Raw genomic sequence first — 18,492 nt, 5'->3', positions numbered from 1 at the left:
TTGGCGGCGCCCGCCGCGCCTCGTAGCGTTACGGGCATGAAGATCACGCCCGCGCGCTTGCTGCTCTCGGCAGGGCACTTGGTGCTCGAAGCCACCGTGGTGCTCGGCGTGCTGTTCGCCGCGCTCGTGCTCGCGCAATCGATCGGCTGGGCCATCGGCACGACGTTTGCCTACGTCGCCGCGACCCTCGTGCTCCTCGCGGTGATCGCGGTCGCGTCGCCCTGGGTGATTGCCGGCGCGGCTCGGGTGCAGGAGCGGTTCGGGCGCGAGACGTACGGCCTGGCCGTACCCGAGCATCCGGTGCGCCGCGGCGGGGGCGGCAGCGAGTTTTCGGTGTCGGCGAGCTCGCTCGCGCAGTTCGCCGACCCGCGCAACTGGTGGGGCTTCGCGAACGCCGTCGTCGCCGTGCTCACGGGCACCGCGGTGCTCGTGCTCGCGATCGCCGTCGGCATCGGCGTGGGCTACCTCGTGCGGGCGCTCGCGCAGCCCTCGGGCTTCGTCGCGGTGTTCACGGTGCCCGTTGACCGCGGCACCGTCATCGGCATCGCGATCGGCGCGATCGTCGTCGGCCTTGCGCTCATCGTCGGCATCCTCGCCCTGTTCGCCCTCCTCACCCGCGCGATGCTCGTGCCGTCGAAGGAGGCCGAGCTGCGCGAGGCCGCCCGCGCCGAGCGTGACCGCCGCCGGCACGCGATTTCGGCGGCCGACATCGAGCAGGGCCGCCTCGAGCGCGACCTCCACGACGGCGTGCAGCCGCAGCTCGTCTCGGTCGCGATGACGCTCGCGCTCGCGAAGCGCAAGCTCGCGAGCGATGCGCAGGGCGCCGAGGAGCTCATCGACGAGGCGATCCGCACCACGAAGCTGAGCATCGGCGACCTCCGCGCGCTCGTGCGGGGCATGCGCCCCGCGATCCTGAGCGACCGTGGTCTCGACGCCGCGCTCTCGGCGCTCGTCTCGTCGAGCGCGGTGCCCGTGCGGCTCGTCAACGAGGTGACCGAACGCGTCGACGTGACGACCGAGCTCGTCGTCTACTTTGCCGTCGCCGAATCGGTGACGAACGCGATGAAGCATTCGGGCGCGACGAACATCGACGTGCGCATCTGGCGCAGCGAGCACGGGCTGCGCGCCGACATTCGTGACAACGGGCGCGGCGGGGCGCTGCTCACGCCGGGCGGCGGCCTGCAGGGCGTGCGCGAACGCGTCGCGGCCGCCGGCGGTTCGATGGTGTTTTCGAGCCCCGCGGGCGGCCCGACCGAGATCGAGGTGATGGTGCCATGCGCGTCGTAGTGTGCGAAGATCACGCGCTGCTGCGGGAGGGCCTCGTGCGGCTGCTGCGCGAGGCCGGCCACGAGGTGGTCGCGACGCTGTCGGATGCGCGCGGGCTCACCGCGGCGGCGGCCGACGCCGACATTGCGGTGCTCGACGTGCGCATGCCGCCGACGTTCACGAACGAGGGCGTGCTCGCCGCGCTCGAACTGCGGCGCGAGCGCCCCTGCTTCCCGGTGCTCGTGCTCTCGCAGTACGTCGAGGAGCGCTACGCGACCGAGCTCATCCGCCAGCCCGGCGCCGGGCTCGGCTATCTGCTCAAAGATCGCGTCGCCGACATCGACATGTTCCTCGACGCGCTCGAGCGCATCCATGCTGGCGAGCACGTGCTTGACGAGGATGTGATTGCCCAGCTGCTCGCGCGGCGCACCAATGACGACCGGCTCGCGGCGCTCTCGCCCCGCGAGCGCGAGGTGCTCGGGCTCATGGCGCAGGGCCGCTCGAACGCCGAGATCGCGGCGCAGCTGTTCGTGTCGAACGGCGCGGTCGAGAAATACAGCGCGCAGATTTTCCAGAAGCTCGACCTCTCGACCGACCGAGCGGGCAACCGCCGGGTGCAGGCCGTGCTCACCTACCTCGAGGTCGAAGCGAGGCAGCCATGACGACTCCCGCCGTTCACCCGCGCGCAGGCTGGGCCGCGCGCATCCTCGCCGCCGTCGGCATCGCCATCGTGCTCGTTGGCGCAACCGTCGCGGGTCTTACCGCCTACGGCGCGGCCCGCGAGTTCGACGTCACGAGCACCGTCGAGTTGCCCGTAGCCCAGCGCATCGTGCTCGAACTCGGCACGGTGTCGACGCTCTCGGTTGAGCGCGACAGGGAGATCTTGCGGCCGACGCTCGAGGTGTACGGCACGGGCATCGACGGGCAGGCCCCCTTCGGGGTCGACACCTCGGAAGAAGGCACGCTGCGCATCACCTCGCTCGAGCAGGAGACACTGCCGTGGCAGAACGAAGGGTACGCCCTTGCGACCGGCGTGCTGCGGCTGCCGAGCAGCATGACCGATCTCGACATCGACGTGACGCTGTCGAACGAGGCGAACCTCTGGCTCGACACCGATGCCGAGCGCGTGAGCGTGCGGGTGACCGGCCCCAGCTGGGCCGACGTACGGGGCGACATCGGCACCCTCGAGCTCGCCGGCCCCACCGCGACGTTCAGCGTCCGCGGCGAGATCGGCTCGCTCACCGCCTCGGGCGACTCGCTCGACGTGAACTTCGACGGCGTCGCGCCCGAGCGCGCCGCACTCGACACCAACCTGCTCACCGTCGCGGGGCTGCCCGAGACGACGCCGCTCGCGCTCACGGCCCCCGACTGGCTCGTCGAACGCTTCGGGCAGGTCGGCTACACGATCGATGCCGAGGCGCCGAACGCCATCGTGATTCCCGAGCGGCTGCCCGAGGAATCGTTCGCCTGGGGCGACGAGTACTGGTAGCGGCTGCCGCCCGGCGGCGGCTAGACTTGGCGCCAGTGACGATGATCCGCCATCAACGGGGAGTCTTCGGAAGAACGGCCGCCCGCGGCCAAGTAGAACCGAACGGGTAGGCCCGAAACAGCCGTAACGAAGTGGCAGCGCACGCTGCAATCGGGGTGGTACCGCGCGAAAGCGCCCCTGGGCCTGACAAACCAGTCATCTGCAGGAGACCACCCACATGAGCGCGACGTATCCCAAGTCCTCCGCCTCGGCGTTCGGCGCCGACGTGCCCGCTTCGCCCTCCTTCCCGAACCTCGAGCAGCAGGTGCTCAAGTTCTGGGGCAGCGACGGCACCTTCCAGGCGTCGATTGACCAGCGCGAGGGCGCCGAGGAATGGGTGTTCTACGACGGCCCGCCGTTCGCGAACGGCCTGCCGCACTACGGCCACCTGCTTACCGGCTACGCGAAGGACGTCTTCCCGCGCTACAACACGATGCGCGGCAAGCAGGTCAACCGCGTCTTCGGTTGGGACACCCACGGGCTGCCCGCCGAACTCGAGGCGATGAAGCAGCTCGGCATCACCACCAAGGACGAGATCGAGGAGATGGGCGTCGCGGAGTTCAACCGCGAGGCGCGTGAATCGGTGCTGCGCTACACGCAGGAGTGGCAGGACTACGTCGAGCGCCAGGGTCGCTGGGTCGACTTCGACAACGGCTACAAGACGCTGAACATCACTTACATGGAGTCGGTGATCTGGGCGTTCAAGCAGCTCTACGACAAGGGCCTCGCCTACGAGGGCTTCCGCGTGCTGCCGTACTGCTGGAACGACGAGACGCCGCTGTCGAACCACGAGCTGCGCATGGACGACGACGTCTACCAGGATCGTCAGGACAACACGGTCACCGTGTCGTTCCCGCTCACCGGCGCACGCGCATCCGAGCTCGGACTCGAGGGCGTTGCGGCGCTCGCGTGGACGACGACGCCGTGGACCCTGCCGACGAACGCGTCACTCGCCGCCGGCCCCGAGATCGTCTACCTCGCGGTGCCGACCGCCGACGGCTCGGCCACCTACCTGCTCGCCGAGGCGCGCATCCCCGCCTACCTCAAGGAGCTCGGCTACGAGAAGGCCGAGGATGCGGTGGCCGCGTCGACCGCGCGCGTGATCGGCGCCGACCTCGCCGGCGTCACCTACGAGCCGCTCTTCGATTTCTACACCGACACCGCGAAGTGGGGCACCGAGAATGCCTGGCAGTTCCTCGTCGACGACTACGTCACGACGAGCGACGGTACCGGCATCGTGCACCAGGCGCCCGCCTACGGTGAGGACGACAAGCGGCTGGGCGACGCCGCGGGCATCCCGACCATCCTCTCGCTCGACGCGGGCGGCAAGTTCCTCGGCGACGTGCCACTCGTCGCCGGCCTGAACTGGCAGGACGCGAACAAGCCGCTCGTGCAGGAGCTCAAGGCACTTGGCCGCCTCGTGCAGCAGAAGTCGTACGTGCACTCGTACCCGCACTGCTGGCGCTGCAAGCAGCCGCTCATCTACAAGGCGGTCTCGAGCTGGTTCGTGCGGGTCACCGAGTTCCGCGACCGCATGGTCGAGCTCAACGAAGACATCACCTGGGTGCCCGAGAACGTGAAGCACGGCCAGTTCGGCAAGTGGCTCCAGGGCGCCCGCGACTGGTCGATCTCGCGCAACCGCTACTGGGGCTCGCCGATCCCGGTGTGGAAGAGCGACGACGACAACTACCCGCGCGTCGACGTCTACGGCTCGCTCGACGAGCTCGAGCGCGACTTCGGCGTGCGCCCGACCGACCTGCACCGCCCCGCGATCGACGAGCTCGTGCGCCCGAACCCCGACGACCCGACCGGCAAGTCGATGATGCGTCGCATCCCCGATGTGCTCGACGTGTGGTTCGACTCGGGCTCGATGCCGTTCGCGCAGGTGCACTACCCGTTCGAGAACGGGCCGTGGTTCGACACGCACTCGCCCGCCGACTTCATCGTCGAGTACATCGGGCAGACGCGCGGCTGGTTCTACATGATGCACGTGCTCTCGACGGCGCTGTTCGACCGCCCGGCGTTCTCGAACGTCATCTCGCACGGCATCGTGCTCGGCTCCGACGGCCGCAAGATGTCGAAATCGCTGCGCAACTACCCCGACGTGAACGAGGTGTTCGACCGCGACGGCTCCGACGCGATGCGCTGGTTCCTCATGTCGAGCTCGGTGCTGCGCGGCGGCAACCTCATCGTGAGCGAAGAGGGCATCCGCGAGTCGACGCGGCAGTTCCTGCTGCCGCTGTGGTCGACGTACTACTTCTTCACGACCTACGCGAACACCGCGAACGGGCCGGATGCGCCCGGGTACGAGGCGCAGTGGCGCACCGACTCGCAGCACGTGCTCGACCGGTACATCCTCGCGAAGCTCGGCGAGACGATGCGCGGCGTGCAGGCCGACCTCGACGAGCTTGACGCCTCGAACGCCACCCAGCGCCTGCGCGACTTCGCCGAGGTGCTGACGAACTGGTACGTGCGCCGCTCGCGCGACCGCTTCTGGGAGGGCCTCGAGGGCGACAACGCCGAGGCGAACCGTGATGCGTTCGACACGCTCTACACCGTGCTCGAGACGCTCTGCCGCGTCGCCGCGCCGCTCGCGCCGTTCGTCACCGAGACGATCTGGCAGGGGCTCACGGGCGGTCGCTCGGTGCACCTCGAAGACTGGCCCGACGCCGAGGCGTTCCCCGCCGACGTCGAGCTCGTGTCGTCGATGGATGCGGTGCGCGAGATCGTCTCGGCCGGCCAGGCCCTGCGCAAGCAGCACCAGCTGCGCGTGCGCCTGCCGCTGCACCGCCTCACCGTGCTCACCGAGCGCGCCGGCGAGCTCGAGGGCTTTGCGTCGATCGTCGCCGACGAGCTCAACGTGCGCGAGGTGCTGCTGCAGCCGCGCACCGACGAGGCCGCTGCTGCCTACGGCGTCTCGCGCGTGCTGCGCGTGAACGCACGCGCCGCAGGACCCCGCATCGGCAAGCTCGTGCAGCAGGCCATCAAGGGCTCGAAGTCGGGTGACTGGCAACAGGATGACGGGGGCAACGTCGTCGCCGGCGGCATCGCGCTTGAGCCGAACGAGTACGAGGTTGACCTCCAGGTCGCCGACTCGCAGGGCACCGACGTGCTCGGGCTGCTGCCGAACGGTGGCATCCTCGTGCTCGACGCCGAAGTGACCGGCGAGCTCGCGGCCGAGGGCACGGCCCGCGACGCCGTGCGCGCGGTGCAGGATGCCCGCAAGGCCGCCGGGCTCGAGGTGAGCGACCGCATCCGCCTGCGCCTGCGCGCCGACGACGCGTCGGTGGCTTCGCTCGAGGCGAACCGCGATCTGCTCGCGGGCGAGACGCTCGCTACTAGCCTGGAGATCACTGGCGGCGCCGCGCCCGACCCGGCGCGCGCATCCGTGGCGCACAGCTACGGCGCCCTCGAGATTGAACTGGAGAAGGCATGAGCGATGACCGCAATCGCGACGAGTCCGACGACAACCTCCCCGAAGAAGAACTGACCGCCGAAGACATCGCGAAGCTGCTCGGCGGGGCGCCGTTCGACGACGGCCTCGACTTCGACACCGACTTCGCCGACGACTTTGCCGCCGAGGAGGTGCGCCTCAGCGACCGCGAGGCCGAGGAGCGCCGCCGACTCGAGCAAACCGACTGGCGCGAGGAAGCCGACGCCGTGTTCGACGAGCTCATGGAGCGCGTCGGCGAGGGCCAGCCGCAGCCGCGGCTCGCGCCCACGCGCCGCGCGTGCGAGCTGCTCGGCGACATTCACCGCGCGTGGCCGATGATTCACGTCACCGGCACGAACGGCAAGTCGTCGACCGCGCGCATCACCGAGTCGCTGCTGCGCGCCCACGGGCTGCGCACCGGCGTGCTCACGAGCCCGCACCTCGTGCGGCTCAATGAGCGCATCGGCATTGACGGCGCACCGATTTCCGACGAACGACTCGTCGCGAACTGGCGCGACATCGAGCCGTTCCTCTCGATCGTCGACGCCGAGCTCGAAGAGGCCGGCGAGGTTCGGCTGACGTTGTTCGAGGCCCTCACCGTGCTCGCGTTCGCGTGCTTCGCAGATGCACCGGTCGACGTCGCCGTCGTCGAGGTCGGCATGGGCGGCGAGTGGGACTCGACGAACGTTGCCGACGGTGCGGTCTCGGTGTTCACGCCGATCTCGCTCGACCACGTCGGCCGGCTTGGCTCGACCGTCGCTGAGATCGCGCGCACGAAGTCGGGCATTATCAAGCCCGGCGCCTCGGTCGTGTCGGCCGCGCAGCCTGCCGAGGCCGCCGCCGAAATCGCCGCGGCCGCCGAGCGGCTCGAGGCCAAGCTCTACGTCGAACCCACCGACTTCGCTGTGACCGCCGATCACATGGCAGTCGGCGGCCGACTCATCTCGGTGCGGGGCCTCTCTGGGCAGTACGACGACCTGCCGCTCGCGATTGCGGGCGACTACCAGGCCCACAACGCGGCGCTCGCGCTCGCGGCGGTCGAGGCATTCTTTGGCGGCGAGCGCGAGCTGCTCGCCGAGAACGTCGAGGCAGGCATCGCCGAGGCTCTCTCGCCCGGCCGGCTCGAGCTGGTTGGCGCATCCCCGGCCGTCATTATTGATGCCGCGCACAACCCGCACGGAGCCGCGCACCTCGCGCAGGCCGTTACCGAGACGTACGCCTTCGACCAACTCACGCTCGTGCTCGCGGTGCTCGAGGACAAGAACGTCGAGGGCATCGTGCGCCCGCTCGCGGCGATCGCCGACCGCATCATCGTGACGCAATCCGACTCGCCGCGCGCGATCGACGCCTACGATCTTGCCGAGATGGTGCGCGACGTGCTCGGCGAGGAGCTCGCCGAGCAGAAGCAGGTGCGCGTCATCGACCGCTCTGAGGATGCGCTGCTGCAGGCGCGCGCCGAGGCCGCGACGTTCGAACTCGGCGAGGACGACCACGGCCTGCCGCAGTCAGCCGGCGTGCTCGTAACCGGCTCGATCACGCTCATCGGCGAGGCGTACACGCTCGCCCACGAGGGCGGCTGGAAGTTGCCGCCGGAAGACGCGGGGGAGTAGGCGTGGCGCGGAGGTATCGCACCGTCACCGAGCAGCTTGGCTCGATTCTCATCGCGTTCGAGGTGATCTCGGTCGCGCTCGTCGCGCTCGCACTGTTCGGGCTGCGGGCGCTGCCCGCCGGCATCGCGCTCGGCGGCGGAGCCGTGTTTGTGCTCGCCTTCATTGCCGGCGTGTACTTCCTGCGGTTCAGCTGGGGCCGCTGGTACGTGCTCGCGCTGCAGATCGTGCTCACGCTCGGCGGCTTCCTCGACCCCATCGTGTTCGTCGTGGGCGGGCTGTTCTTGGCCGTCTGGCTGTTCTGCATGATCCGCGGCGGCAAGATCGATGCTGAGCGGGCGCCCGTCATCGCCGAGTTCGAACGCGCCCTCGCGGCGGGCGAGATTGACGAAACCGGCGCCCCGCTTGACGACACTGGCGCCCCGCGCGCCGCAACCACCACCGACTAACGTCGACAGCGATATCCGCTGCAACGAATAGGAGCAGGAATGACCGAACAGACCCTCGTTCTCGTGAAGCCCGATGGCGTTCGCCGCAACCTCATTGGCGAAGTAATCGCCCGCATTGAGCGCAAGGGGTACGTCGTCACCGACCTGCGCTACGTGAGCGCGACTCGCGAGCTGCTCACCGAGCACTATGAGGAGCACGTGGGCAAGCCGTTCTTCGAGCCGCTCGTCGAGTTCATGATGTCGGGCCCGACCGTCGCCGTGCGCGTCGAGGGCAACGGCGTCGTCGAGGGCTTCCGCTCGCTCGCCGGCGCGACCAACCCGACGACTGCCGCGCCCGGCACGATCCGCGGCGACCTCGGCCGCGACTGGGGCAAGGCCGTCATCGAGAACATCGTGCACGGCTCCGACTCGACGCTCTCGGCCGAGCGCGAGCTCGGCATCTGGTTCAGCTAGCGCTGCTCGCGCCAACGCGAATGGTCGCGCCGGTTCCCCGGCGCGACCATTCGCGTTTGGGAGCCGTGAATAGCGTTGTGGCGAGTCATGTGCTGTCTACTGCTCATGGTTGGCGCAACCGCTAGTGGCTTCGCTGCGAGTCTGGCCGCTCGCGCTCTCTGCGCGCTTGACGCCGCCTGAATACGGACGCTGTGGCGTGGGTTCCCGAGTGCCATCGCCGACCGGTTTCCGGGCGGCCGAGTTTGAGCAGCATTTCGTGCGTCAGGGCCCGAGTGCCGCGCAGATTCTTGGACGAACGCCGAGATTTTGGGGGTTTGAACGGGCTCAGCCCGTTCAAACCCCCAAAATCTCGGCGTTCGTCCGTGTTTCCCGAGGTCACCGGCCTCACGAGGCCGCAGTTCTTCGCAGTGGCGCGCCAGAACACGCGATAATTCGACCCAACGACACTGCGCGTCGCTCTTCCTTGCCTTGCGCGCCACGTGTGTCGACCCGAGTCGATCCGTGAGCTTCGTCTCGACAGTCCTTTGGGTTAGACGGCGAAGGGGGCGACTCGGCGCGACGACGGGTAACGGTGCCGTTCGGCGCGGACCATCGCGAGGATCTGCAACTCGCACTCGTCCCAGCGTTCGATGATGTCCCAGTACGTGAACCGCAGCATCGAGTAGCCGAGCGACTCGAAGTAGCGGTCCTTCTTGCGATCGCGGATCACATCAGCTTGATTCGAATGGTAGGCGAAGCCGTCGCACTCGACGGCGAGGTAGTCGCCGATGAGAAAGTCGAGCTCGAACACCCCCACCTTCACATGCCGACGGTGCTTGATGCCGAGTTGGTCAAGCCGCACCCGCACGAGTGACTCGAGCGCCGAGTCGGCGCGATGCCCCGACAACGCGATGGCGCGCTGCAGCTTCTCTTTCGCGAGCGGGTGCGCATCAAGCGCCGTGACGTCGAGTTCGCGCCTGGCCATCTCGTCGAGGATCGCCACGAGTTCGTCGAGTTCACAGCAGTCCTGGGCGCACAGCAAGATGCCCTCGTGGCTGTCGAGGGCGTCTTCGGGGAGGTCGAGCGTGGGCAGATGGTGCCACGTTTCACCAAGTCCGTAGGCGCCCACGTGCAGATGCAGTTCGTTGAACTCCGGTGTCCAAAAGCCGAGGTGCTGCAGCGCGCTGAGGCAAGTGACGGCGCCGCCGGCGATCCGGGCACGCCCGAACATCGTGAGCGGCGTTGTGGGCAGGCGGTACCAGCCGCGTTGCTGCTTCTTTAACCGCCCAGTCGCGACGAACTTACCGATGGTGTGCCGATCGTAGCCAAGGGCATGGAGTTCCTCGGTCGCGATAACCTGGTGCTTGCGGTTGAGATAGGCGTCGAGATCGTCGTGCATGGCGGCAGCCTGCCTCTCGAGCCGCCGAAGGCGGCGTGGCATGGAGGAGAGCTGTGGACAGCTACGTATCCACAACGCGTCCGGAAGCTGGCCCTGCACGTGCGTCAAGCGCAGAAAGCGGTGCGGCCCTCGCCTCTGGTCGAGACGAGGGCCGCACTGTTCGTGGCTGCTTTGTTATGCGCTAGCTTGCTACGGGCGGGCCGCCATGGCGCTCACGATTTCGTAGGCGACGTGCGAGGCACTCACCGCGGTGATCTGCGCGTGGTCGTAGGGCGGCGACACCTCGACGACGTCGGCGCCGACGAGGTTGAAGTCCGAGAACTGGCGGATCATCCGCAGCAGCTCGCGGCTCGTCATGCCACCGGCCTCGGGCGTGCCGGTGCCGGGCGCGTGCGCCGGGTCGAGCACGTCGATGTCGATCGAGAGGTACACGGGCCGGTCGCCGAGCCGGGTGCGCATCCGCTCGATCGCGGCGGGCACGCCCTCGTTCTCGATCTCGTCGCTCGAGATGATCGCAAAGCCGAGGCGCTCATCGTCGCGGAGGTCCTGCTTGCTGTAGAGCGGGCCGCGGGTGCCGACGTGCAGGCTCGCCTCGAGGTCGATCAGGCCCTCTTCGGAGGCGCGGCGGAACGGCGTGCCGTGCGTCACGGGCGCGCCGAAGTAGGTGTCCCAGGTGTCGAGGTGGGCGTCGAAGTGCACGACCGCGACGGGCCCGTGCTGCTTCACGACGGAGCGCAGCATCGGCAGCGCGAGGGTGTGGTCGCCGCCGATGACGACGAGGCGGGCGCCGTCGGCGCGCAGCTGGTCGGCGCCGGCTTCCATCTCGGCCACGGCCTCCGTGATGTCAAAGGGGTTCACGGGGATGTCGCCGCCATCGACGACCTGCACCTCGTTGAACGGCGCGATGTCGACGGCCGGGTTGTAGGGGCGCAGCAGGCGCGAGGCCTCACGAACGTGCGACGGGCCGAAGCGCGTGCCGGGGCGGTAGCTCACGCCGCTGTCGAAGGGGATGCCCACGACGATTACGTCGGCCGACTCGACATCTTCGAGTCGGGGCAGGCGCGCAAACGTCGCAATGTCGGCGTAGCGGGGCGACTTGCTCGCGTCGGCGGGGCCTAGCTTGCCGCTCTCAAACTGCACGTACTCGGGACGCATCTCAACCTCACTGTCAGATTACAAAAGTTGTCTATAGCGAAACTACGCGCGAGGTGCGGCGCGCGCAAGTCCTGAGCATCCGACTTGCGGCAGATTGCTTAGTGGCTGTTGCTCCACGGGGCGGGGATGAGGATCCACATGAGCCGGGTTTCTTCGTCGCAGTGCCAGCTGTGTGGTTCGGCGCCATGGAACGTGACGGTGTCGGTCGCCTTGAGTTGCAGGGTCGAGGTGCTGAATCGCAGATCGATCGACCCTGAGATCACATGCAGCACCTCGACGTCGCAGTTGATCGTGTAGAGCTCATCGCCACCGTCGGCGCCCGCCTCGATCGTCGAGTGAATCACCTGCACGGCCGACTGCCCGCGGGGCGTCACCATCTGCTCGCGCGCGCCGGAGCCGCCGAGATTGATGTGCGGCGCCGAGTCGAGGTGCACCACCGCGGTGTCGGGTTCGTCAAAGAGGCTTCCGATCGTCACGGAGAGCACCTGGCACAGCGAGTGCAGCGTCGCCACACTCGGCGAGGTCTCGTCGCGCTCGACCCGCGAGATGTACCCCTTCGACAGGCCGGTGCCGCTCGCCACCTCGGCGAGTGTGAGTCCTTGCGCGCGACGGGCGGCGCGCAGCTTCGCGCCGATTCGGGCCGCCTGGGATTCTGCCTGAGGGGAGACGCCGCGCATCGATGGTCCTTCCGTTGGGTGGACTCCAGTATCCACCAGGATGCGCGACGTCGGCGTGCGACGTGGGTTGCGTGATAGAAAACAAAGATTGCATAATTGTGAAATGTTGCGCGAGCTGCGCGCCCGCCGATTGCCGGCGATCACCTCCCGGAGGACTCAATGACGAACCCCACCATCACCGTCGACGACATCGCGGCGGCCGCGCAGGCGATCGTCGCCGCCTTCGCCGCGAACGACGAGGCAGACTATTTCGCCCGCTTTGCGCCCGATTGCTCGTTCGCGTTCCACACCGACGGCGAGATCCACACCGCTCGCGATGAGTGGCAGCAGGGCTGGCGTGAGCTGCGCGCCGAGGGCTGGGAGGTCGTCGACTGCCACAGCCTCGTGACGCACATTCAGCTCATCCCCGAGGGTGGCATCTTCGTGCACGAGCTCGAGACCACCGCGCGCACCGGCGACGAGACCGAAACGTACAAGGAGCGCGAGACGATCGTCTTCACGCGCCGCGACGGCGAACTCATCGCCATTCACGAGCACCTCTCGACGATCGACGAGGCACCGGCCGCAACAAGCGAGGCAGGGGCATGAGCCACGACGTCAACACTGAATCGGCCGACGCGACCCAGGCTGAGGGGCCGATCCGCGGCACGCTCGGCGGCGGGCGCATCCTGCTCATCTGGCTCGCGGCGAACCTCGTCGTCACGACGCTGCTCACCGGCACGCTGTTCGTGCCGGGCGTCACCTTCGCTGAGTCGGCGCTCTGGATCGTCGTCGGCACGGTGCTCGGCGCCTGCGTGCTCACGCTCATCGCGGTGATGGGTGTGCGCACCGGCCTGTCGACGATGGCGCTCACGAAGGGCTCGTTCGGCCTGCGCGGCTCGATCGTGCCGGCGCTGTCGAACCTCGTGATTCTCATGGGCTGGTCGTGGGTGCAGGCGATGCTGGCCGGCATCTCGCTCGACTACCTCATCTTTAGTTGGACCGGCTTCACGAACCCCGCGCTCTTCGCCGCCCTCTGCGAGATCGTCGTCGTGCTGCTCGCGATCTTCGGGCACGAGGGCATCGCGAAGATCGAGCCGTGGCTCGGCCTCGTGATTCTCGGCTTCATGGCCTACGTCTTCATCTCGGCGTTCGGGCAGCACTCGCTCAGCGAGTACCTCGCGATTCAGGCCGATGCCGAGCTCGGTATGACCGGCCTCAGCGTGTTCGACATCGTCTTCGCGACCGCGATTTCGTGGACGGTGCTCTCGGCCGACCTCACCCGCACCGCGCGCACGCCGCGCGCCGGCGCGACCGGTGCGGCCATCGGCTACACGCTCTCGACCGTGCTCGCGATGCTGCTCGGCGCCGTCGCGATCTCGTACGTGTTGCTTGAGGGCAACGAGGCGATCCCCTTCGACCCGACCGTCGTCATCGACGCGTTCGGCGCGCCGCTCGCGATCGTCATGTTCCTCTCGGTGATGGCGACGAACACCATGGTCGTGTTCGGCATGACGCTATCGCTGCAGCACGCGTTCCCGCTGAAGAAGCCGCTGCCGTTCGTGCCGACCGCGCTCGGGCTCGGCATCGTGTCGGTCATCGGCTCGACCTGGCTCGGCCTGCTCGACCAGTTCACGACGTTCCTCTCGACCATCGGCGCGCTGTTCATCCCGGTGTTCGCCGTGATGATCATCGACTACTACGTCGCGCGCCGCGGCGTCTACGACCGCGACATTCTGCGGCACAGCGGCGGCAAGTACTGGTTCGCTGGCGGCTGGAACATCGGCGCGATCCTCACCTGGGTCGTCGGCGGCGCGACCTACTGGGTGCTCGCGTTCGTGTGGCTCTCGCCGATTGGCGCGGCGCTGCCGACGGTGCTCGTGTCGGCGCTCGTCTACTTCGTGTGGGTGAAGGCGACCGGCATTCGTGCCGAGGAAGGTGCGCGCTCGCAGCACCTCGCCGAGGCGGCGTAGCCGCGAAGTTCATGGCCGTCCTGCCCGCTCCCTCGCGCGGAATTCGTTCCGCCGGGGCAGCGGCAGGTTCACCGAAGACACCGAGGTAGCGTGACCCCATGTTGATCGACCTTTCGCACCCGATCGGCACCGGCATGCCGGTATTCCCCGGCGACCCAGAGGTCACGGTGCGGCCGTCGGCCGAGCTTGAGCGCGACGGCTTCGAGGTTGCCCGGCTCGAGCTCGGCAGCCACAGCGGCACGCACGTCGATGCGCCGGCCCACTCGATTGCCGGCGGCCGCACGATCGACCAGGTCGCGCTCGACGAGATCGTCGGCGAGGCGGCCGTGCTGCAGCTGCCCGGGCTCGCGCCGCGCGAGGTGATCACCGTCGAGCGGCTCGCGCCGCTGTTGGATGCCGGGCTCGGCGGCGCGCGCATCGTGCTGCTCGCGACGGGCTGGGATGCGCACTGGGGCGAGGCTGCGTATTTCGAGCATCCGACGCTCGGCACCGATGCGTGCGGCGCGCTGATCGAGGCCGGCATGCACGTGCTTGGCATGGACACGCTCAACCCCGACCCGAGCGACGGCGGCGAACTCGAGGTGCACCAACTCGTGCTGGGCAGCGACCGGCTCATCATTGAGAACCTGCGCGGGATGACGGGCTTGCCGTCGCGCGTGCGCTTTGCGGGCGTGCCGCTGCGCATCGACGCCGGCGACGGCAGCCCGATCCGCGCCTACGCCGACGCACAGTAGGAGTGCTCGGTCGCGGTGAGCGGGTGCGTAACGCGAAGTTCTTGGACAAACGGCGAGATTTTGGGGGTTTGAACGGGCTCAGCCCGTTCAAACCCCCAAAATCTCGCCGTTCGTCCGTGTTCTGCGGGGTGACCGCCGCGATCCGCGTTGGTTTCGTGGCGGCTACGTCGTCTGAGCTCGGCGTGGTTCGTTGCGTACTGCATCCCTGCCGCAGTCGTACAAAGGGGTACCGACAAAGTGCCGAGTTCGGGGTCACTGGCCGAGCCAGTCGGAGCGGCACCGTGCGATACTGTCAGAGTGCGCGAAAGCGTACTGAGACTTTCGGAGCAACCGCTCCCGCCGCACCAGCGGCACGCCGTACCCACGACGACAGATTTCCCGCGGGCTGACCGCGGCCAAGACAGAGTTCCGACCAGGAATCGCGCCAGCGACTGGTCGGCGACAGCAGGAGCACCCCAGTGACGGTGGACAACCACAACAACGATTCCAATAACTCCAACGACGAAGCGAACCAGGTAGACGACGCCACGCAGCCTCAGACCGAGGCGACGAGCGACGCAGTCGACGCCGCAGCGACCGACGCAGAGTCGCAGCCCGCGCCCGACGCCGAGGTTGACGAGACGGCCGAGGAAGCTGACCAGGCTGCCGGCGAGACCGAAGCCGCCGATGCAGGCACTGCCGCCGAGTCAAACGAGGGCGAAGCTGCAGCCGACGTGACTTCGGACGACGCAAAGACCGACGCCGACGCAGAGGCGACCGAGACCGCCGACTCGGCTGAGACCAGCGACGCCGACAGCGCAGTCGCTGCCAAGGCTGACGCCGCAGAGGGTGACGACGCGGCCGCAACTGCTGACGACAGCGCGAAGGGCGATGCCTCGGCAGACGCTACGTCAAAGGCCGAAGACACCGACAAGGCTGGCGACGCAGAGAAGGCCGACGACACCGCAAAGGCAGCCGACGCCGAGGGCGCTGACGACGCCACCAAGGCCGACGACGCCGAAAAGCCCGAGGACGCTCGCGACCCGCGCATCCCCGAGGTCATCACGCAGCGCACCCTCTTCTTCCTCGCGCCCGATCTGCCGCCGCTGCCCGAGGCACCGCGCGGCCGCCGCAACGAACCGCGCGAGCCGCAGCGTGACGACTCGAACGACGACGGCGACGACAACGAGACCGGCAGCGGCAAGCGCCGCCGCACCTCGCGCCGCGGCCGCCGCGGTGGCGAGCAGGAGCGCGAGCAGCGCGAACCCCAGCGCCGCGACCGCGCGAGCGACCGAGGCCGCGACACCAGCGACTTCGACGACGACACCGACGACGAGGTCATCGACGAGCCGCAGGCCGTCAAGGGCTCGACCCGTCTCGCCGCGAAGCGCGCCCGCCGCCGCGAGAGCCGCGAGCTCGGCCGCCGCCGCACCGTCGTCACCGAGAGCGAGTTCCAGGCCCGCCGCGAGTCGGTCGACCGCAAGATGCTCGTGCGCGCCAAGGACGGCCGCGTGCAGATCGGCGTGCTCGAAGACAACATCCTCGTCGAGCACTACGTCGCCCGCAATGAAGACGTCTCGCTCATCGGCAACGTCTACCTCGGCCGCGTGCAGAACGTGCTGCCGAGCATGGAGGCCGCGTTCGTCGACATCGGCGAGGCCCGCAACGCCGTGCTCTACTCGGGCGAGGTCGACTGGAGCGCCGCGAAGCTCGGCCCCAACACGGCCCGCAAGATCGAGAACGCCCTCAAGCCCGGCGACAAGGTGCTCGTCCAGGTCACGAAAGACCCGGTCGGCCACAAGGGTGCCCGCCTGACGAGCCAGATCTCGCTGCCCGGCCGCTACCTCGTGTACGTGCCCGGCAACACGCTCAACGGCATCAGCCGCAAGCTGCCCGAGACCGAGCGCACGCGCCTCAAGAAGATCCTCAAGGAGGTGCTGCCGGACGGCGTTGGCGTCATCGTGCGCACCGCCGCCGAGGGCGCGACTGAGGAGCAGCTGCAGCGCGACGTTGAGCGCCTCACGCGCCAGTGGGAAGACATCCAGAAGCAGGTCGCCTCGGCAGGCAAGGGCCCGAAGACGCTCCACGCCGAGCCCGACATGCTCATCAAGATCATCCGCGACGTCTTCAATGAGGACTTCCACCAGCTGATCATCCAGGGCAACTCCGAGCTCGAGACGATCAAGACCTACCTCGGTCAGGTCGCCCCCGACCTGCTCGAGCGCGTCGAGAAGTACACCGGCGACGACATCTTCGTTGAGTACAAGGTCAACGACATGATCGACAAGGCGCTCAGCCGCAAGGTCTGGCTGCCGTCGGGTGGTTCGCTCGTCATCGACCGCACCGAGGCGATGACGGTCATCGACGTCAACACCGGCAAGTTCGTCGGCTCGGGTGGCAACCTCGAAGAGACCGTCACGAAGAACAACCTCGAGGCGGCCGAAGAGATCATCCGCCAGCTGCGCCTGCGCGACATCGGCGGCATCATCGTCATCGACTTCATCGACATGGTGCTCGAGACGAACCGAGACCTCGTCCACCGCCGCCTCGTTGAGGGCCTCTCGCGCGACCGCACGAAGCACCAGGTCGCCGAGGTGACGAGCCTCGGCCTCGTGCAAATGACTCGCAAGAAGATCGGTCTTGGCCTCCTCGAGACCTTCTCGGAGCCCTGTGCTGCCTGCGCCGGCCGCGGCGTCGTCGTGCATTCGCACCCGGTCAACCACGGCGGCGGCAACAGCAACCAGTCGAAGGGCCGCTCGCAGTCGCGCCGCGGCAACAACAAGGGCCAGAACGACAACGGTCGCAACCAAAACCAGGGCCAAAACCAGAACCAGACGCAGAACGGTTCGAACAGCGGCGGCACCCACGAGATCACCGACGACGCCCGCAACGCGCTGACGAAGATCGCCGCGTCGACCATGGTGTCGGCGAAGGACGACGAGGCGGTGCGCGAGGCGGCTGAAAAGCTCGCGGATGCGGCTGCCGCGGCAGCGTCCGGCAAGCCGGCCGCCGATGTGCTCGCGGCCGGTGGCGAAGCGTCGAACGACAACGACTCGAACGGTGAGGGCCGTCGTTCGCGGCGCTCGCGCCGCGGCGGCCGCGGTCGCAACCGTAACGTCGAGCAGCAGGGCGATGAGTCGCAGAACTCGAACGCCGAGCAGGCCGATGGCCAGCAGGATGCGCGCGACAGCCGCGACGCCCGCGACAGCCGCGATTCGGCCCAGCAGGATGCGTCGGCCGGTGACCGCAACGGCAACGACCGCTCGGCAAACGACCGCGGCGCCAGCGACCGCACCAATAGCGACCGCAGCGGCAGTGACCGCAATGCAACCGACCGCACTGACGCCGCCACCGCCGCGCAGCACGCGACGAAGGCCGAGGAGGCGCCCCGCGCATCCAAGCCGCGTCGCCGCCGCGTGAGCACGGGCACGGTGACGGCTGACGCCTCGAGCAGCGAGGCGCGCCGCGAGTCGGCGCTCTCGATTGAGCTGCCCGAAGCGAAGGAGCCGGCGCCGAAGGCCGAGCTGAAGGTCGATGCGTCGCTGAGCCTCGCATCCCTCGACGCCGCCCTCGACTCGCTCGCGGGCACCAGCGCCGAGCCGAGCGAGCCCGCCGCCGAACCGGCCGAGCCCAAGGAGCAGCCACAGGCCGCGCCGCAGGCCAGCGCCGAGCCGGCTCCGGCCGCCGAGGCGCCAAAGACCAGCTCGCCGAAGCGTCGTCGGCGCATCACGACGGGCCCGATCACGGGGGAGTAGCTCCCCGCGAGCGGGTCGACTCCGAGGGTTGACGCTCACCCGAAGAATCGACTAAAGTAGGTCGCTGTTGCACGCTCTTCGAGCGACGCGGCGTCGGCCGCGCAATGAGAGCGTCAGGGTACGTGC

14 protein-coding genes are annotated in these 18,492 nt (G+C 68.5%); 11 read left to right on the top strand and 3 right to left on the bottom strand.

Annotated elements, in window-relative coordinates:
* Positions 1–36: 36 nt before the first annotated feature.
* The 7 genes from M3M28_RS09135 to ndk all read left to right on the top strand — a co-directional run bounded on the left by M3M28_RS09135 (position 37) and on the right by ndk (position 8,736).
* The gene (locus tag M3M28_RS09135; RefSeq protein WP_249386163.1) at positions 37–1,287 is read left to right on the top strand and encodes a histidine kinase; all 1,251 of its coding nucleotides are present in this window, start codon (positions 37–39) and stop codon (positions 1,285–1,287) included.
* Complete coding sequence (locus tag M3M28_RS09130) at positions 1,275–1,928, top strand: LuxR C-terminal-related transcriptional regulator (RefSeq protein WP_249386162.1); 654 nt, start codon at positions 1,275–1,277, stop codon at positions 1,926–1,928. The genes M3M28_RS09135 and M3M28_RS09130 overlap by 13 nt, the downstream gene beginning before the upstream one ends.
* Entirely contained in the window at positions 1,925–2,755 is an 831-nt protein-coding gene (locus M3M28_RS09125) for a hypothetical protein (protein WP_249386161.1), read from the top strand. Before M3M28_RS09130 ends, M3M28_RS09125 begins: the two co-directional genes overlap by 4 nt.
* A 217-nt stretch (positions 2,756–2,972) precedes the next feature.
* A complete protein-coding gene (gene ileS, locus M3M28_RS09120) occupies positions 2,973–6,230 on the top strand; it encodes an isoleucine--tRNA ligase (RefSeq protein WP_249386160.1) in 3,258 nt (1,085 codons plus the stop codon).
* Complete coding sequence (locus tag M3M28_RS09115; protein WP_249386159.1) at positions 6,227–7,837, top strand: bifunctional folylpolyglutamate synthase/dihydrofolate synthase; 1,611 nt, start codon at positions 6,227–6,229, stop codon at positions 7,835–7,837. Before ileS ends, M3M28_RS09115 begins: the two co-directional genes overlap by 4 nt.
* Positions 7,838–7,839: 2 nt before the next feature.
* The gene (locus tag M3M28_RS09110; protein ID WP_249386158.1) at positions 7,840–8,283 is read left to right on the top strand and encodes a DUF4233 domain-containing protein; all 444 of its coding nucleotides are present in this window, start codon (positions 7,840–7,842) and stop codon (positions 8,281–8,283) included.
* A gap of 39 nt (positions 8,284–8,322) precedes the next feature.
* A complete protein-coding gene (gene ndk, locus M3M28_RS09105; RefSeq protein WP_249386157.1) occupies positions 8,323–8,736 on the top strand; it encodes a nucleoside-diphosphate kinase in 414 nt (137 codons plus the stop codon).
* Positions 8,737–9,265: 529 nt separating this feature from the next.
* Here the strand turns inward: ndk and M3M28_RS09100 are convergent.
* The 3 genes from M3M28_RS09100 to M3M28_RS09090 all read right to left on the bottom strand — a co-directional run bounded on the left by M3M28_RS09100 (position 9,266) and on the right by M3M28_RS09090 (position 11,946).
* A complete protein-coding gene (locus M3M28_RS09100) occupies positions 9,266–10,114 on the bottom strand; it encodes a DUF559 domain-containing protein (protein WP_249386156.1) in 849 nt (282 codons plus the stop codon).
* A gap of 189 nt (positions 10,115–10,303) precedes the next feature.
* Positions 10,304–11,269, bottom strand: coding sequence for an agmatinase (gene speB / locus M3M28_RS09095; protein ID WP_249386155.1), 966 nt, complete (start codon positions 11,267–11,269; stop codon positions 10,304–10,306).
* 98 nt (positions 11,270–11,367) lie between these two features.
* Complete coding sequence (locus tag M3M28_RS09090; RefSeq protein WP_249386154.1) at positions 11,368–11,946, bottom strand: helix-turn-helix domain-containing protein; 579 nt, start codon at positions 11,944–11,946, stop codon at positions 11,368–11,370.
* A gap of 159 nt (positions 11,947–12,105) precedes the next feature.
* Between M3M28_RS09090 and M3M28_RS09085 the strand changes: the two genes are divergently transcribed.
* From M3M28_RS09085 to M3M28_RS09070, 4 genes are all read left to right on the top strand, one after another.
* Positions 12,106–12,534, top strand: coding sequence for a nuclear transport factor 2 family protein (locus tag M3M28_RS09085; protein WP_249386153.1), 429 nt, complete (start codon positions 12,106–12,108; stop codon positions 12,532–12,534).
* The gene (locus M3M28_RS09080; protein ID WP_249386152.1) at positions 12,531–13,898 is read left to right on the top strand and encodes a purine-cytosine permease family protein; all 1,368 of its coding nucleotides are present in this window, start codon (positions 12,531–12,533) and stop codon (positions 13,896–13,898) included. Before M3M28_RS09085 ends, M3M28_RS09080 begins: the two co-directional genes overlap by 4 nt.
* A gap of 98 nt (positions 13,899–13,996) precedes the next feature.
* On the top strand, positions 13,997–14,632 hold the full coding sequence (locus M3M28_RS09075; protein WP_249386151.1) for a cyclase family protein: 636 nt from the start codon (positions 13,997–13,999) through the stop codon (positions 14,630–14,632).
* Positions 14,633–15,090: 458 nt separating this feature from the next.
* Complete coding sequence (locus M3M28_RS09070) at positions 15,091–18,366, top strand: Rne/Rng family ribonuclease (protein ID WP_249386150.1); 3,276 nt, start codon at positions 15,091–15,093, stop codon at positions 18,364–18,366.
* Positions 18,367–18,492: the final 126 nt, after the last annotated feature.

The organism is Gulosibacter sediminis (assembly GCF_023370115.1).
Taxonomy (GTDB): domain Bacteria; phylum Actinomycetota; class Actinomycetes; order Actinomycetales; family Microbacteriaceae; genus Gulosibacter; species Gulosibacter sediminis_A.
The sequence above is the reverse complement of the archived record's forward strand: the minus strand, read 5'-3'. Positions and strand labels throughout refer to the sequence as shown.

Excerpts from the sequence above, each read along its gene's own strand:
- M3M28_RS09135 (WP_249386163.1), top strand. The coding sequence starts at position 37 with ATGAAGATCACGCCCGCGCGCTTGCTGCTCTCGGCAGGGCACTTGGTG.
- M3M28_RS09130 (WP_249386162.1), top strand. The coding sequence starts at position 1,275 with ATGCGCGTCGTAGTGTGCGAAGATCACGCGCTGCTGCGGGAGGGCCTC.
- M3M28_RS09125 (WP_249386161.1), top strand. The coding sequence starts at position 1,925 with ATGACGACTCCCGCCGTTCACCCGCGCGCAGGCTGGGCCGCGCGCATC.
- ileS (WP_249386160.1), top strand. The coding sequence starts at position 2,973 with ATGAGCGCGACGTATCCCAAGTCCTCCGCCTCGGCGTTCGGCGCCGAC.
- M3M28_RS09115 (WP_249386159.1), top strand. The coding sequence starts at position 6,227 with ATGAGCGATGACCGCAATCGCGACGAGTCCGACGACAACCTCCCCGAA.
- ndk (WP_249386157.1), top strand. The coding sequence starts at position 8,323 with ATGACCGAACAGACCCTCGTTCTCGTGAAGCCCGATGGCGTTCGCCGC.
- M3M28_RS09100 (WP_249386156.1), bottom strand. The coding sequence starts at position 10,114 with ATGCACGACGATCTCGACGCCTATCTCAACCGCAAGCACCAGGTTATC.
- speB (WP_249386155.1), bottom strand. The coding sequence starts at position 11,269 with ATGCGTCCCGAGTACGTGCAGTTTGAGAGCGGCAAGCTAGGCCCCGCC.
- M3M28_RS09090 (WP_249386154.1), bottom strand. The coding sequence starts at position 11,946 with ATGCGCGGCGTCTCCCCTCAGGCAGAATCCCAGGCGGCCCGAATCGGC.
- M3M28_RS09085 (WP_249386153.1), top strand. The coding sequence starts at position 12,106 with ATGACGAACCCCACCATCACCGTCGACGACATCGCGGCGGCCGCGCAG.
- M3M28_RS09080 (WP_249386152.1), top strand. The coding sequence starts at position 12,531 with ATGAGCCACGACGTCAACACTGAATCGGCCGACGCGACCCAGGCTGAG.
- M3M28_RS09075 (WP_249386151.1), top strand. The coding sequence starts at position 13,997 with ATGTTGATCGACCTTTCGCACCCGATCGGCACCGGCATGCCGGTATTC.